The following is a 14,462-nucleotide window of genomic DNA, read 5'->3' on the forward strand; positions in this document are numbered from 1 at the left end:
GACGGAGTGCGCCGGAAGCAGCCTGCCCCGGCCGGGAATGGACAGATTATGCGCCGCCCGGTTGCAGCCAGGGAAGCAAATTATGTCGCGCGGCGGCGGCCTCCCCGGGACTTGTCGCCTTGTCATCTTATTCACTTGCGGCTGTACGGCAGTGAAGGTTGCTGCATTGAAAGCCAAGTTTCCGTATCATGGCCGGTCTTGGATGATCGCACCGACAAGGTTTTCGACGATGTTTCGCACGCAGCAGTCCCGTTCCGGTAATGATTTACGCTTTTCCCTGCTGATCCTGCCTGGCCTGCGCCGGGCCGGCATGGTGGTCCGTCTCCTGATGTGCAGCGTCTTGCTGCTGGCGCTGACGGCGCTCTCGGGCAAGTTCAGCGAGGCCCAGGCCGCCGGTTCCACGGCCGGCAAGCACCGGGCCGCCAGCAGCGGTGCCAAGGGCCGCAATCGCAGCGTACGCAAGAAGGCCGCCCTGCCTGCCAAGGCGCGCCCCCCGGCGCGTGGCCGCCGTCGTGGCCGTGCGGCTGCGGCCGCTGCGGCAGCCGGAGCGACCGCGGCCACCGCCGCCGCCGTGGCGAGTCCGGCCAGCCCGACACCCGCCATCACCACCAACACCAAGCCCGAGCTGCTGCCGCGCTGCGGTTTCACCGAAGCCTCGCGCCGCCACATCTTCTCGCGCGGGGTGTACGTGCTCGATGAAGAGACCAATACGCCGCTCTTCGAGCGCAACGCCGATACGGTCGCTCCCATCGCCTCGGTGACCAAGCTGATGACGGCCATCGTCTGGCTGGACCAGAAGTCGCTGCCCATGGCCAATCGCCTGGAAGTGACCGAGGATGACCTGGACAACCTCAAATTTACGCATTCGCGCCTGAACGTCGGGGCCAGCCTGTCGCGTGCCGACATGCTGCACATCGCCCTGATGTCTTCCGAGAACCGCGCTGCCGCCGCCATGAGCCGTGACTATCCGGGCGGCCGTCCGGCCTTCATCGCCGCCATGAATGCACGCGCCCAGGCACTGGGCATGCCGCATACCCATTTCGAGAACGGTACCGGCCTGTCGCCCGAGAATGTTTCGACCCCGCGCGAGCTGGCCGAACTGGTCAAGGCGGCCAACCGCTACCAGCTCATCCGCAATGATTCGCTGGACAAGCAGAAGATCATCAACATCGGCCGTGGCCAGCTGCAGTACATCAATTCCAATCGCCTGATCCGCTACGGCCAGGTCAATGCCACCGTGCAGAAGACCGGCTTCATCAACGAGTCCGGCCACAACATGGTGCTGCGCCTGCTGGTGCATGACCGCCGTCCGGTGATCGTCACCATGCTGGGCAGCGGCACTGCCGATGGCTCGCGGCTGGATGGGGTGCGCATCGCCAAGTGGCTCAACTGTTCGCTGAACTGAGCTGCCACGCGGCCGGCACCATCTCGGCCGGGGGCTGGAACAGCCGCACCCGGTTGCGTCCCTCGCGCTTGGCCTGATAGAGCGCCTCGTCGGCGGCCTTGATGATTTCGTCGACACTGCGATGCACGCCGCGCTCCAGGCAGGCCACGCCGATGCTGATGGTGAGGCGGCCGAACGGGCTGCGTTCATGCGGGATCTTCTGGGCCTGCAGCGCTGCCAATATCAGCTTGCCCACATGCATGGCGCCCTCTGCATCGGCCTCATCGAGCAGCACCACGAATTCTTCACCTCCGTAGCGACCGGCACGGTCGCAATGGCGGGAAACCGCGCCCTTGATGCAACGGGCCACGGCGACCAGGGCATAGTCGCCCGCCTTGTGGCCGTAGGTATCGTTGTAGAGCTTGAAAAAATCCACATCCGCAAACAGCACCGCAAAGCGCGCCGCGTCATTGCGCTGGCATTTGTGCCAGGCCTCCTGCAGGACTTCGTCCAGGGCGCGGCGGTTCAGCAGCGTCGTCAGCTTGTCGGTGCGGGCCTGCTCTTCCAGTTGCTGGTCCAGCTTGCTGCGGCGGAACAATTCCTCGCGCACGCGGCTGATGAGGTAGAAGGCCGCCGTGCTGAAGAGCGCCATCAGGAAGACCACGGCATAGAACATGCGCATCCATTCACGGAACAGCGCCGCCTTGGTGTGGCCGATGAAGACCACCCAGCGCGTCTGTGGCACGCGCACGTAGGTGTAGAGGCGCTGCACCCCATCCTGCCGGGAGCGCGTGAAATAGCTGCCTTCGGCCGGTGCGCTGGCCGCCAGCAGGCTTTGCAGCTGCGGTGCGTTTTCCACCCGGGAGCCGATGAAGGCCTCGTCATAAGGCAGGCGCATGTAGGCCACGCCCTCCACCGAGTAGAGCGACATGACCGCATTCTTTTCCAATGACATGGCCTCGAACAGCTGCCGGAAATAATCCAGGTAGAGCACCATGAAGACCACCCCGCCAAAACTGCCGTCGACATGGACCAGCCGCTTGGACAGCACGATCACCTGGGCGCGCCGTTCCAGCCGTACCGCTTGCAGGGACGAAATGAAGAGCGTGCCGCGCGCGTCCTGTCGCGGCACATCGAAGAAATCGCGTCCGGAAAAATTGCCCGGCATGATCTCGTCCAGCACGGGTGAGCCGACCACGCGTTCACCATCGGCGTCGATGATGCCCTGGGCGGCGATGTAGCCGGCCTCGATCTTTTCGCCGAGCAGGAAATCAAGCTGCTGCTGCGCCGGCATGCGATGCAGTTGCGTATGGCGATAGCGCCACGCCAGGCTGTCCAGCGCCAGCGAGAGCAGCTCCATGTTGCGCGAGATCGAACGCTGTGCGATACGCGCCACGTTGAGGGTGTGATTGACCGAAATGTGTTCTACCTGCTTGTAGCTCTGGTAGAGCACCACACTGGTGATGACCCCTGCCATCAGTGTCAGCGAGCCGACCAGCAGGGTCATGTTGCGTTTGAGGCGTTTGATTTTTTGTCTCCCCGTACCTTGTCATGACAAAGCGTTCCCTGGCGCAATATCGCACCGTGAAAACCGCTTGGCAATGAAAAGGCAGCCGGGGAAAACCTTATGGCATCAGGCCATAAATCCGGGCCGAGGATTCGCCCCACAGGGCGTCCTGGTCCGCTGGAGAAAGACGGCGCGCGGCCCATTCCCGCACCACCGCCACCACTCTTGCATAGGAGGCGGCCAGCAGGCAGACGGGCCAGTCGGAGCCGAACATGAGGCGCTGCGGACCGAACAGTTCCAGCGCCGTATCGAGACACTGCACGATGTGATCGAAGTCGCGCGTGCAGAGTCCGCGCAGCCAGTCGGCTTCGGTCAAGAGGCCCGAGATCTTGCAGGCCACGTGTGGCATGGCGGCCAGTTCGCGCAACTGCTGGCGCCAGCGCTCATAGGCGGCGCGGCCCTTGCGGAATTCCTTCAGGGCCGGCTTGCCGAGGTGATTCAGGACCACCCAGTGCTGGTCATGCAAGGCGCAGAGCTGGCGCAGCTGCGGCAGGTGGCGTTCATGGGTGAGCACTTCCAGCACGTAGTCGCGCTCCTGCAGCCAGCGCACGCCGTGATTGAACTGCGGTTGTACCAGCGCTTGCGCGGCATCATCCTCGTCCTGCATCGGATGACGCAGCCCCAGCATCTTGGCGCGGCCCCATTGCTCCATGCGCTCGGCCAGTTGCGGCGAGGCGATGTCATCCCAGGCGATCACGCCGGCGATGCGTGCATCGCGCCGCGCCATCTCCAGCAGGAAACCGGTTTCCTCGTGGCCCGGACGGGCTTGCACCGTGATCGACGCATGCAGGCCCTGGGCGTCCAGCAGGGGCTGGAACTGATAGGGCAGGCGGTCTTGCGCCAGCAGGTCCATGCCGGTACCGATCCAGGGATAATCCTCGGAACGGTAGCGCCAGAAGTGCTGGTGCGCGTCGATGCGCATCGGCCCCTTGATCCTTCTCACCGGGGCCGGTGGCATGCGCAATTCACGATGCAGGGTCAGCATGTCAGTGATTGTGCCGTGGCAGGGTCTGCGCCACGCCCTGATACTTCAGGGCCAGCTCCATGCAGGCACCGGTCTCCAGTTGGCCGACCGTGCTGCGATAGATTTCCTGCCAGGGTGTCTGGCTGGGCGGCACCGGCGGAATGCCTTCGCTCTTGCGGCGCGCCAGCTCTTCCTCGCTGATGAGCATGTTGCACTCGCCGGTGTTGAGATCGATGCGCACGCGGTCGCCATCGCGCAGATAGGCCAGGCCGCCACCAACCGCGCTCTCGGGCGAGGCGTTGAGGATGGAGGGACTGTCGGAAGTGCCGGACTGGCGGCCGTCGCCCAGCGTGGGCAGGGTCGAGACGCCGCGCTTGATGAGCGCATCGGGCGGCTGCATGTTGACCACTTCGGCTGAACCGGGCCAGCCGACCGGACCGGCGCCGCGAATGGCCAGCAGGGTGTTTTCGTCGATCTGCAGTGCGGGGTCGTTGATGCGGGCGTGGTAGTCGTCCGAGCCGTCGAAGACCACGGCGCGGCATTCGAAGATGTTTTCCTGGCCGGGCGTGCTCAGATAACGCTCGCGGAAGGTCTCCGAAATGACGCTGGTCTTCATGATGGCGAAGTCGAACAGGTTGCCCTTCAATACCAGGAAACCGGCGCGTTCGCGCAGCGGGGCGGAAAATGCGTAAATCATTTCCCGGTCGTTCGATGCGCGGCCCTGCAGATTCTCGGCCATGGTCTTGCCGGTGGCGGTGATGCGTTCTGCGCGCAGCTTGCCGGCCTGCTGCAGTTCCCACATGATGGCCGGCACGCCGCCGGCGCGGTGGAATCGTTCACCCAGGTACTTGCCGGCGGGCTGCATGTTCAGCAGCAGCGGCACGTCGTAACCATACTTCATCCAGTCTTCCGAATGCAGCTCCACGCCCGCATGGCGCGCCATGGCCATGATGTGCGGCTGGGCATTGGTGGAGCCGCCGATGGCGGCATTGACCACGATGGCATCGAGGAAGGCCTCGCGCGTCAGGATCGCTGAGGGACGCAGGTCTTCATAGGCCATGCCGACGATGCGGCGGCCGGTTTCGTAGGCCATCTGGCCGCGTTCGCGATAGGGGGCGGGGATGGCCGAGCAGCCGGTGAGCGACATGCCCAGCGCCTCGGCCATGGCGTTCATGGTGGAGGCGGTGCCCATGGTGTTGCAGTGGCCGGAGGAGGGGGCCGATGCAGCGGCGATCTCCAGGAATTTCTCGTTGTCGATGCTGCCTGCCGAGAGCAGCTTGCGGCCCTTCCAGATGGCCGATCCCGAGCCCACCAGTTCGCCATCCATCCAGCCGTCCAGCATGGGGCCGCCGGAGAGCACGATGGCCGGGATATCGACGGTGGCCGCCGCCATGATCTGCGAGGGCGTGGTCTTGTCGCAGCCGGTGGTGAGCACCACGGCATCGATGGGGTAGCCATGCAGGATTTCCACCAGGCCCAGATAGGCCAGGTTGCGGTCGATGGCGGCGGTGGGACGGCGGCAGTTCTCGAAGACCGGATGCAGCGGGAATTCCATGGGAATGCCGCCCGCATCGCGGATGCCATCGCGCACCCGCTTGGCCAGCTCCAGGTGGATGCGGTTGCAGGGGCTGATGTCGCTGCCGCTCTGGGCGATGCCGATGATGGGGCGGCCCGAGCGCAGTTCTTCGGCGGTGATGCCGTAGTTCATGAAGCGCTCCAGGTAGAGCGCCGTCATGTCGATGTGATCGGGATTGTCGAACCAATCCTGGGAGCGGAAGCGACGGGGTGTGGCGTGTGGCTTGTTCATGGATTCCTCTGGGCCGAAAGGCGTGTGGATAAGTTACGCGCCCAGCCAGCCGGCATCGACGTAGTACTCGCGGCCGGTGCACTTGGCACCGCTGTCGGAGGACAGGAACAGCGCGAGCGCCGCGACATCATGCGGATCGACACGGACCGGCAGGCATTGCGCAGCCAGGATTTTCGCCTCTTCTTCGGGGGTGTGCCAGAGCAGTGTCTGGCGCGGGGTGCGGATGGCCCCCGGGATGATGGCATTGACGCGCACGCCATCGCGGCCGAAGTCGCGCGCCATGCCGTGGGTCATGCCTTCGATGCCGGCCTTGGCGGTCATGTACAGCGTCAGGTCGGGCAGGCCCAGGTGCCATGAGATCGAACCGAAATTCAGGATCACGCCGCCCTTGCGTTCCCGCATGCCGGGCAGCACGGCCTGGGCGCAGAAGAACTGGTGGCGCAGGTTCACGGCCAGGCGTTCATCCCAGTAGGCGGGGGTGACGTCTTCGCTCTTGTGGCGGTCATCATTGGCGGCGTTGTTGATGAGGATGTCGACGCCGCCCATGACGGTCTCAATCTCGGTGAAGGTGGCGCGCAGGGCTTCCAGGTTCATCAGGTTGCAGGGGAAGAAGCGCGGAGCCACGGCGGCATCCTTGAGCGAGGCCACCAGGGCCTCCGACGGTTCGGTGGCGATATCGAGGAAGCACACCTGCGCCCCTTGCCCGACGAAGGCTTCCACCAGCGCCGCACCGATGCCGCTGCCGCCGCCGGTGATGACGACCCGCTTGCCGGCGAGGCTGCGATAGAGGGCGTGTTCGAAGACGGTGGGGGTAGCTGCGGTCATGCTTGATGCTCCAGAGGATAGGATGGGCCGCAGATGCGGCCCGGAAATGATATAAACAATTTGTTCAGTGTTGCGCTCAGCGGCCCGAACGGGTGCTCACGTCGACCCACACGGCCAGCACCAGGATGCTGCCCTTGACGATCATCTGCCAGTAGGTACCCACGTCCAGCATGGACATGCCGTTGTCGAGGCTGGCCATCACCAGTGCACCGATGAGCGCGCCATAGATGGTGCCCGAGCCGCCGCGCATGGAAGTGCCGCCGATGAAGCAGGCCGCGATCGCATCGAGTTCGCCCATGTTGCCCGCCGACGGCGAGCCTGCGGCCAGGCGGGCGGTGTTGACCAGACCGGCCAGTGCGCACATCAGGCCCATGATGCCGAATACCCACAGCTTGACGGCCTGCACGTTCACGCCCGACAGACGGGTGGCTTCCATGTTGCTGCCCACCGAATAGATGCGGCGGCCGAACACGGTCTGCGTGCTCACGTAGCTGAACAGGCCCAGCAGCCCCAGCAACAGCAGCACCGGCACGGGAATGCCGTCATAGCTGTTGAGCGTGCGCACGAAGGCCAGCAGTACCGCACCGATCACCAGCACCTTCAAGCCATCGCGCCAGAGGGCCGCCAGCGGCAGGCCGTGACGGCTGCGGTTGACGCGGCTCATCCACGTGAGCGCCACCGCCAGCACGAACAAGGCGATGCCCAGCGCCACGCCGATCTGCGGCGGCAGGTAGCCCTGGCCGAGATAGACCATGTTGTCCGACACCGGCGCAATGGTGAGGCCGCCGGTAATGCCCAGCAGGATGCCGCGGAAGGCCAGCATGCCGCCCAGGCCGACGATGAAGGAGGGGATGCCCAGGTAGGCGGTCAGATAGCCGTTCAAGAGGCCCAGCCCCAGGCCGAAGCCCAGCGCCAGGACCAGGTTCAGTGCCAGCGGCAGGTGATGGCTCACGTCCAGCAGCGCGGCGATGCCGCCCAGCAGGCCCAGCAGCGACCCCACCGAGAGATCGATTTCGCCGGCGATGATGACCAGCACCATGCCGCAGGCGAGGATGCCGGTCACCGACATCTGGCGCAGCAGGTTCGACAGGTTGCGGGGCGTGAGGAAGCCGCCATCGGTCATGAAGCTGAAGAAGCCCCAGATGATGGCGATGGCGATCAACAGCGCGATGATCTTGTAGCGGCGAAACACCAGCTTCAGGTTGGCCATGCCGCCTGCTCCACCCATGGCACCGCCGGCGGCGCTGCTCAGATTGCTTGTAGTCATACTGAATTCACCTTGTGATGTTGTGTCAGACCGCCACCGCGCGTGGCGACGCTTGCGGAACGGGCTGGTTGATGGCAGCGGCCAGCACGGTTTCCTGGCTGAGGTTGTCGTTGACGAAGTCGCCGCGCAGTTTGCCTTCGCCGATGACCAGCACGCGATCCGACACGCCCAGCACTTCGGCCAGTTCCGAGGACACCATGATGATGGCCAGGCCCAGCTTGGCCAGCTCCGAAATGAGTCGATAGATCTCGGCCTTGGCACCGACATCCACGCCGCGCGTGGGTTCGTCCAAAATTAATACTTTGGGCTGGGCCAGCAGCATCTTGGAGAGCACCGCCTTCTGCTGGTTGCCACCCGAGAGTCCGGTGATGGGCAGGAAGGGCGAGGCGGTCTTGACGCGCAGGCGGCTGATCTCGCCCTGGATGGTCTTCAGTTCGGCGCTGCTGTCGATGCGGGTGCCGCGCGAGAAGCGGTTGAGCACGGTCAGCGTGATGTTCTGGCCGACGTCGAGATCGGGCACGATGCCATGGTGCTTGCGGTCTTCCGGCACCATGCACAGGCCCTGGCGGATGGACTTCAGGGGCGAGCCGGTATCGGCCAGCTTGCCTTCGAGCAGCACCTGCCCCTCGTAACGTCCGCGATAGGCGCCGAAGATGGCCGAGACCAGTTCGGTGCGTCCTGCACCTACCAGTCCGGCAATGCCCAGGATCTCGCCCCGGCGCACCGAAAAGGAGACGTCATCGACGCGCTTGCGGCGCGGATTGTCGATGTCGTAGCAGGTGATGTGGCGGGCTTCGAGCACCACTTCGCCGATGGCGTGATTGCGCTCCGGGTACATGGCGGTGATTTCGCGGCCGACCATCTGGGTGATGATCTTGTCCACATCCATGTCCTGCATGGGCGTGGTGGCGATGTGCTTGCCATCGCGGATCACCGAGATGGTGTCGCAGATCTCGGCCACTTCGTCGAGCTTGTGCGAGATGTAGACGCAGGCCACGCCGCGGGCCTTGAGGTCCTTGATGATCTTCAACAGCACCGCGATTTCCGAGGCGGTCAGCGACGACGAGGGTTCGTCCAGGATCAGCAGGCGCGCATCCTTGTTGAGCGCCTTGGCGATTTCCACCAGTTGCTGGTGGCCGCCGCCATATTGCGAGACCGGCAGGGCCACGTTGATGTCGGGCATGTTCAGCTCGCGCATCAGTTCTTCGGCGCGGCGATACATGGCGGGGTAGTTCATGCGGCCACCGGGCAGGGTGATCTCGTGGCCCATGAAGATGTTCTCGGCCACCGACAGCTCGGGCACCAGCATCAGTTCCTGGTGGATGATGACGATGCCGGCGGCTTCGGTGTCACGCACCGAATGGGCCTGCAGCGGCTTGCCGTCCCACAGGATTTCGCCATCCCAGGTGCCATGGGGATAGACGCCGGAGAGGATCTTCATCAGCGTGGATTTGCCCGCGCCGTTTTCACCGCACAGGCCCACGCATTCGCCGGGGCGGATCTTGATGTCGATGCCGTCCAGGGCACGCACACCGCCAAAGCTCTTGACGATGCCTTTCATTTCTAACAGATACTCGGACATGCCTGTTCTTTCCAAGAAGCCTCTGGAGCCTGCGCCCGGCGGTCTTGCCGGGGGCGCAGAGAGCGACGCCGGCGACCGTTGCGGCAGCCGGCGTTCGTCACTCAGGAATCAACGGCCGTCGATCTGGGCCTGGGTGTAGAAGCCGTCATCGACCAGGACCTTGACGTTTTCCTTGGTCAGCAGGATGGGCTTCAGCAGCAGGCTGTCGACCTTCTTGAAGCCGTTGTCATACTGGGCGTTGTAGGTCGGCTTCTCGTTGCGGGCCAGTTGCACGGACAGGTTGGCCGCTTCGGTGGCGATCTGCTTCAGGGGCTTGTAGACGGTCATGGTCTGGGTACCGGCCACCACGCGCTTGACGGCGGCCAGGTCGGCATCCTGGCCCGAGACCGGCACCTTGCCGGCCAGCTTCTGCGCTGCCAGGGCCTGGATCGCGCCACCGGCGGTGCCGTCGTTGGAGGCCACGATGGCGTCGATCTTGTTGTTGTTGGCCGTCAGCGCATTCTCGACGATGGACAGGGCTTCGGTCGGATTCCATTCCTTGACCCATTGCTGGCCGACGATCTTGATGTCGCCCTTGTCGATGTAGGGTTTCAGGGCCTTCATCTGGCCTTCACGGAACATCTTGGCGTTGTTGTCGGTGGGCGAGCCGCCCAGCAGGAAGAAGTTGCCCTTGTTCTTGACCTTCAGGATGCCCTCGGCCTGCATTTCACCGACCTTCTCGTTGTCGAAGGAGATGTAGGCGTCGACGTCGGCATTCAGGATCAGGCGGTCATAGGACAGCACCTTGATGCCGGCCTTCTTGGCTTCCTTGATGGTGTTGGTCAGGACCGTGGCGTTGAAGGGGACGATCACGATCACGTCCACGCCGCGCGAGATCAGGTTCTCGATCTGGGAGATCTGGCGTTGCTCGCTGGCATCGGCCGATTGCACATAGACCTTGGCGCCCAGCTTTTCAGCGGCGGCGGTGAAGAAGTCGCGGTCGCGCGCCCAGCGCTCCACACGCAGGTCATCGATGGAAAAACCGATCTTGGGATTCTTGGCGTCGGCCATGGCGCTGCCGGCCACCATGGACAGGGTGGTCACGGTCATCAGCGCCAATACGGTCTTCTTCAGCATTGCCTTCATAGTCCAGTCTCCGATTTGAATTGAATTTGAATTGATTATGATTTTTGAAGCGGCGTGACCGGGTGGAACCGGCGGCCCGTTTTGGGGCAATCGCTTCCAATGGCGCGTGGGGCCGAGCTTGTCAGGAATGGTCTACGCCGCATGATGGTGCGAGGGGGATACTAGCCCCGGGCCAATCCCCTCTACAATTACGAAATTCACCAAACGGCTTAGTGATTCTTTTTGTTGCAGGAGCACATATCCGTCATTTCGACGATGGCTCGCTACAATTCGACGAATAAAAGAACGGCGCGCCTGACGACGCCGGCAACCAGGAGACACAGCGTGGCAAAAACCCCCACGGTGCACCGGATTGCGTTGCTCTTCAATGGCAACAAGATCTTCGATCGGGAAATCATTTCCGGCATCGGCGAATACATCAGCAGCACCCGTGCCTCCTGGGACTTGTACTTGGAGGAGGATTTCCGCTGCCGCCCGCAGGGTATCGAGCGCTGGGCCGGGCACGGCATCATTGCCGACTTCGACGACCCGGTGACGACCGCCGCGCTGGAAGGCGTGCAGCTGCCGGTGGTGGCCATCGGCGGCTCCTATGCCGACCCCTCGCAATATCCGGCCAACCGGCCCTATGTGGCCACCGACAACTACAAGATGGTCAAGCTGGCCTACGACCACCTGATCGAAGCCGGCCTGCAGCATTTCGCCCTGTTCAGCCTGCCCGAGTCGCCCTGCAACCGCTGGGCGCAGGAGCGCGAGCGCATCTTCACCGACCTCACCGGTGCTGATGGCATCACCGGCCACATCTATCGCGGCGTGGGCACCAGTGCGCAATCCTGGGACGCCGCCGTGGAGCAGCAGATCGCTTGGGTGCGCAGCCTGCCCAAGCCGGTGGGCATCATCGCCGTCACCGACGCGCGGGCGCGGCAGTTGCTGCAGGCCTGCCTGTTCGCCGGCATCGCGGTGCCGGAGCAGGTGGCGCTGATCGGCATCGACAATGATCCGCTGGCTCGCGTGTTGACGCGCATCCCCTTGAGTTCGGTGATCCAGGGCAGCGTGGAGATGGGCCGCACCGCTGCGCACCTGCTGCACCAGATGCTGCACGGGGCGCGCTTTCCGGACACGCGCATCATGGTGCCGCCGGTCGGCATCAATGTGCTGGCCTCCAGCCGCCATGAGGTGCGCAACCATCCGCACGTGATGCAGGCGCTGCACTTCATCCGCCAGTACGCCTGCCAGGGCATCAAGACTGACCAGGTGGCCGATTACGTGGGCATTTCACGCTCGTCGCTGGAATGGTATTTCCGCCGCGAGCTCGGCCGCAGCGTGCATGACGAGATCCTCCGCTTCAAGCTGGAAGCCGCCAAGCGCATGCTGGAGCAGGCCGGCAGCCATGCGGCCGAGATCGCCGTCAGCTGCGGCTTCACCACCGTGCAATACCTGCACGCCGTCTTCAAACGCGAACTGGGCTGCACGCCCAGGGAGTACCAGGAACAATTCGCCGCCGGACTGGAGCGCTCGGCTGCACCGTCCGCCCCTGCCGTCCGGCCCAAGAAGAAAACCACGGGGCCCTCCCTTCTTACCACCACAAAATGACGCACTTCACCCTCTCCCACACCACTTCTGCGGACGGCATCCGTCTCTACACCTTGCGCAACCACACCGGCATGCGCGTGACCATCAGCGACCTGGGGGCCACCATGGTCAACTGGTGGGCACCTGATCGCTATGGCCGCGAGGCCGATGTCCTGCTGGGCTTTGAGCGGGTCGAGCAATACGCGCACAACCCGGCGTATTTCGGCGCCATCGTCGGGCGCTGGGGCAACCGCATCGCGGGCGGCCGTTTCGAACTCGACGGCGTGGCGCACCAGGTCGATTGCAATGAAGGCGAGAACCACCTGCACGGCGGCCGCGAAGGTTTCCATGCCCAGCGCTGGCAGGTGCAGCCCGATCCGGAAGGCCTGCGCCTGATGCTGGTCTCGCCGGCCGGGCAGGCGGGTTTTCCGGGCACGGTGATGGCGTCGGTGTTGTACCGCCTGGATGACGAGGGCCAGTTGCGCATCGATTACACCGCCACCAGCGATGCGGCCACGCCCATCAACCTGACCTCGCATGCGTATTTCAACCTCAATGGCGGCACCTCCGACATCCGCGACCACATCATCGCCATCGAGGCCGATGGCTACCTGCAGGTCGATGCCAGGCTGATTCCGGAAGGCCGCGCCGATGTGGCCGGCAGTGCGTTTGATTTCCGCCAGCCGGCCCCCATCGGTCCGCGCCTGGACTGGCCGGATCCGCAACTGAAGCTGGCCGGTGGCTTCGACCATTGCTATTGCCTGCGCAGCGAACACGAACCGCAGCCGGGCCAGAGCCGTGTGGCGCAGACCCTGCGCGAAGTGGCCAGCGTCTACGAGCCGGGGTCGGGGCGTGAATTGCGCGTCTCCACCACCGAGACCGGGCTGCAGTTCTACAGCGGCAATTTCCTTTCCGGCGTACAGGGGCGGGGCGAGCAGCCGTATGCCATCCATGATGGCTTCTGCCTGGAGGCGCAGTCCTATCCGGACCAGGTCAACACGCCGCTGCGCGAAGCGGTGATCCTGCGGCCGGGGCAGGTGTATCGGCAGACTACCGTGTATCGCCTGGGGGTGCGGGACTAAACTGCACCGTGAGAACGTATTGAAATTTTTTTAGAAAGCGGCGTTACCTTCGCCCTTGCCGCTGACATCTCTTCCCTCTCTCCTTAGCCTCCCCGGGAAACGACGCTGTTGAGCACAGCGCCGTTTCCATCTCCCCATCTGCATATCTGTTGTATTTGCACCCAGCATCCGCTGGTGGGTCGTCTCGCTCAAACGCGGGACTTGCCGTTGGGCTTTCGTTCAAATAACCTAACGGTTAGGTTTATGAAGATCTGTTCGCACAAGGGCTTGCGCGTTTCGGTCTTTACTCGCAACGAGCACTGTCCGCCGCACGTGCACGTGGGTAATGGGCGCTGGGATGCCCGGTTTCGCTTCAGCTTCTGGCACAACGGCGTTGCTTTGTGGGACGTGAATCCACTATGGATTGCTCCGGCGGCATCGCTGCTGGAAGAGCTGAGACAAGTGATTGAGCAGCCGGTGAATCTGAGGCTGGCTCGCCAGCGCTGGTGGCTGAGCCGACAGTCGGTTTGCCTTGATCATCAACACTGGGACAAGGATAGTGAAGAGGTGGTGAGTCCCAGCCTATGGCGAAGAAATGCCGTCGCGATCCTCTGGGCACGCTACGTGCCATTGCGCGACCGGACCGAATTGCAACTTGCGGGACAAGCACGTCCCTTGGAGATCGAACTATGACGATCAAAGCAAAGAAGCGTGACAATCCTCCCGTCACCGACGAAGTTCTGGAGCAGGCCATTTCTTTGGGCCAGCAGCGACGGCGTTCCAGTTTGCAGGCCGTCGAGGTAACGTATATGCCCGGTCTCGAATCTCTGGCTATCTGTTTCGCCGACAAAACCGGCATCCTGCTTCCCATCGACAACTATCCGGAGTTCGCTGCGTTGAGCGTAGCTGAATTGCGGCGAATCGAGATCGGCTACGCCGGCAGTGCCCTGTGTCTTGAGGAACGGGACCTGCATGTCTCCATTGAAGGACTGGTTGCGTCCAGCCCTTCTCTGATGAAGTTGGCAACCACTGTTGCCGCAGCCCGCAACGGCAGCCGCAGCAGCGAGGCCAAGATTCTGGCCGTACGCGAAAATGGCCGGAAAGGCGGAAGGCCACGCAAGCTGACCGACGCCAGCTAGCCCGGACGACCTGCACGCCGTTGCGCTCAACCTGAGCGCTTGCGTGTTTTCGACATTTTCCTTCATCTCCCGACGAGAATTCATTAGGTCGTCTAATATCCCCATTAAGCCCGGCTCAGCTAATCAGTCCCCGCGTGATGCGCCATCATGCGGGGATCCTGTTTAGTGTCGC

12 protein-coding genes are annotated in these 14,462 nt (G+C 63.6%); 5 read left to right on the forward strand and 7 right to left on the reverse strand.

All coding sequences use genetic code 11. The features are described 5' to 3' along the window. The first annotated feature begins 229 nt into the window (after window positions 1-229). Window positions 230-1,405 (forward strand): serine hydrolase, encoded by a 1,176-nt coding sequence (locus tag JOD78_RS22815; RefSeq protein WP_209569458.1) that lies wholly within the window; start codon window positions 230-232, stop codon window positions 1,403-1,405. On the opposite strand, the gene JOD78_RS22820 is transcribed toward JOD78_RS22815, so the two are convergent. The 7 genes from JOD78_RS22820 to xylF all read right to left on the reverse strand — a co-directional run bounded on the left by JOD78_RS22820 (window position 1,386) and on the right by xylF (window position 10,521). Beyond that, window positions 1,386-2,891: a GGDEF domain-containing protein gene (locus tag JOD78_RS22820; protein WP_209569457.1), complete on the reverse strand. Its 1,506-nt coding sequence runs from the start codon at window positions 2,889-2,891 to the stop codon at window positions 1,386-1,388. The genes JOD78_RS22815 and JOD78_RS22820 overlap by 20 nt on opposite strands. Window positions 2,892-3,009: 118 nt before the next feature. Further along, window positions 3,010-3,936, reverse strand: coding sequence for an amidohydrolase family protein (locus JOD78_RS22825; protein ID WP_134223790.1), 927 nt, complete (start codon window positions 3,934-3,936; stop codon window positions 3,010-3,012). Between the two features lies 1 nt (window position 3,937). Further along, window positions 3,938-5,722 carry an IlvD/Edd family dehydratase gene (locus JOD78_RS22830; protein WP_209569454.1) on the reverse strand — a complete coding sequence of 595 codons (1,785 nt, stop codon included), beginning with the start codon at window positions 5,720-5,722 and terminating at the stop codon, window positions 3,938-3,940. Between the two features lie 33 nt (window positions 5,723-5,755). Continuing rightward, the gene (locus JOD78_RS22835; RefSeq protein ID WP_034330287.1) at window positions 5,756-6,547 is read right to left on the reverse strand and encodes an SDR family oxidoreductase; all 792 of its coding nucleotides are present in this window, start codon (window positions 6,545-6,547) and stop codon (window positions 5,756-5,758) included. 76 nt (window positions 6,548-6,623) lie between these two features. After that, complete coding sequence (locus JOD78_RS22840; protein WP_034330296.1) at window positions 6,624-7,757, reverse strand: sugar ABC transporter permease; 1,134 nt, start codon at window positions 7,755-7,757, stop codon at window positions 6,624-6,626. 82 nt (window positions 7,758-7,839) lie between these two features. Continuing rightward, entirely contained in the window at window positions 7,840-9,396 is a 1,557-nt protein-coding gene (gene xylG, locus JOD78_RS22845) for a D-xylose ABC transporter ATP-binding protein (RefSeq protein ID WP_134134290.1), read from the reverse strand. Between the two features lie 108 nt (window positions 9,397-9,504). Beyond that, window positions 9,505-10,521, reverse strand: a complete 1,017-nt coding sequence (gene xylF, locus JOD78_RS22850; protein WP_034330283.1) for a D-xylose ABC transporter substrate-binding protein — start codon at window positions 10,519-10,521, stop codon at window positions 9,505-9,507. Window positions 10,522-10,845: 324 nt separating this feature from the next. Between xylF and JOD78_RS22855 the strand changes: the two genes are divergently transcribed. The 4 genes from JOD78_RS22855 to JOD78_RS22870 all read left to right on the forward strand — a co-directional run bounded on the left by JOD78_RS22855 (window position 10,846) and on the right by JOD78_RS22870 (window position 14,290). Then, window positions 10,846-12,111 carry a DNA-binding transcriptional regulator gene (locus tag JOD78_RS22855; protein WP_209569452.1) on the forward strand — a complete coding sequence of 422 codons (1,266 nt, stop codon included), beginning with the start codon at window positions 10,846-10,848 and terminating at the stop codon, window positions 12,109-12,111. Further along, window positions 12,108-13,172: an aldose epimerase family protein gene (locus JOD78_RS22860; RefSeq protein ID WP_134134292.1), complete on the forward strand. Its 1,065-nt coding sequence runs from the start codon at window positions 12,108-12,110 to the stop codon at window positions 13,170-13,172. Before JOD78_RS22855 ends, JOD78_RS22860 begins: the two co-directional genes overlap by 4 nt. Before the next feature lie 243 nt (window positions 13,173-13,415). After that, on the forward strand, window positions 13,416-13,844 hold the full coding sequence (locus JOD78_RS22865) for a DUF4160 domain-containing protein (RefSeq protein WP_121040991.1): 429 nt from the start codon (window positions 13,416-13,418) through the stop codon (window positions 13,842-13,844). After that, window positions 13,841-14,290, forward strand: coding sequence for a DUF2442 domain-containing protein (locus JOD78_RS22870; protein ID WP_121040989.1), 450 nt, complete (start codon window positions 13,841-13,843; stop codon window positions 14,288-14,290). The genes JOD78_RS22865 and JOD78_RS22870 overlap by 4 nt, the downstream gene beginning before the upstream one ends. Window positions 14,291-14,462: the final 172 nt, after the last annotated feature.

The organism is Herbaspirillum sp. 1130 (genome assembly GCF_017833835.1).
In the GTDB taxonomy this organism is placed as follows: domain Bacteria; phylum Pseudomonadota; class Gammaproteobacteria; order Burkholderiales; family Burkholderiaceae_D; genus Herbaspirillum; species Herbaspirillum huttiense.

Excerpts from the sequence above, each read along its gene's own strand:
- JOD78_RS22815 (WP_209569458.1), top strand. The coding sequence starts at position 230 with ATGTTTCGCACGCAGCAGTCCCGTTCCGGTAATGATTTACGCTTTTCC.
- JOD78_RS22820 (WP_209569457.1), bottom strand. The coding sequence starts at position 2,891 with ATGACCCTGCTGGTCGGCTCGCTGACACTGATGGCAGGGGTCATCACC.
- JOD78_RS22825 (WP_134223790.1), bottom strand. The coding sequence starts at position 3,936 with ATGCTGACCCTGCATCGTGAATTGCGCATGCCACCGGCCCCGGTGAGA.
- JOD78_RS22830 (WP_209569454.1), bottom strand. The coding sequence starts at position 5,722 with ATGAACAAGCCACACGCCACACCCCGTCGCTTCCGCTCCCAGGATTGG.
- JOD78_RS22835 (WP_034330287.1), bottom strand. The coding sequence starts at position 6,547 with ATGACCGCAGCTACCCCCACCGTCTTCGAACACGCCCTCTATCGCAGC.
- JOD78_RS22840 (WP_034330296.1), bottom strand. The coding sequence starts at position 7,757 with ATGGCCAACCTGAAGCTGGTGTTTCGCCGCTACAAGATCATCGCGCTG.
- xylG (WP_134134290.1), bottom strand. The coding sequence starts at position 9,396 with ATGTCCGAGTATCTGTTAGAAATGAAAGGCATCGTCAAGAGCTTTGGC.
- xylF (WP_034330283.1), bottom strand. The coding sequence starts at position 10,521 with ATGAAGGCAATGCTGAAGAAGACCGTATTGGCGCTGATGACCGTGACC.
- JOD78_RS22860 (WP_134134292.1), top strand. The coding sequence starts at position 12,108 with ATGACGCACTTCACCCTCTCCCACACCACTTCTGCGGACGGCATCCGT.
- JOD78_RS22865 (WP_121040991.1), top strand. The coding sequence starts at position 13,416 with ATGAAGATCTGTTCGCACAAGGGCTTGCGCGTTTCGGTCTTTACTCGC.
- JOD78_RS22870 (WP_121040989.1), top strand. The coding sequence starts at position 13,841 with ATGACGATCAAAGCAAAGAAGCGTGACAATCCTCCCGTCACCGACGAA.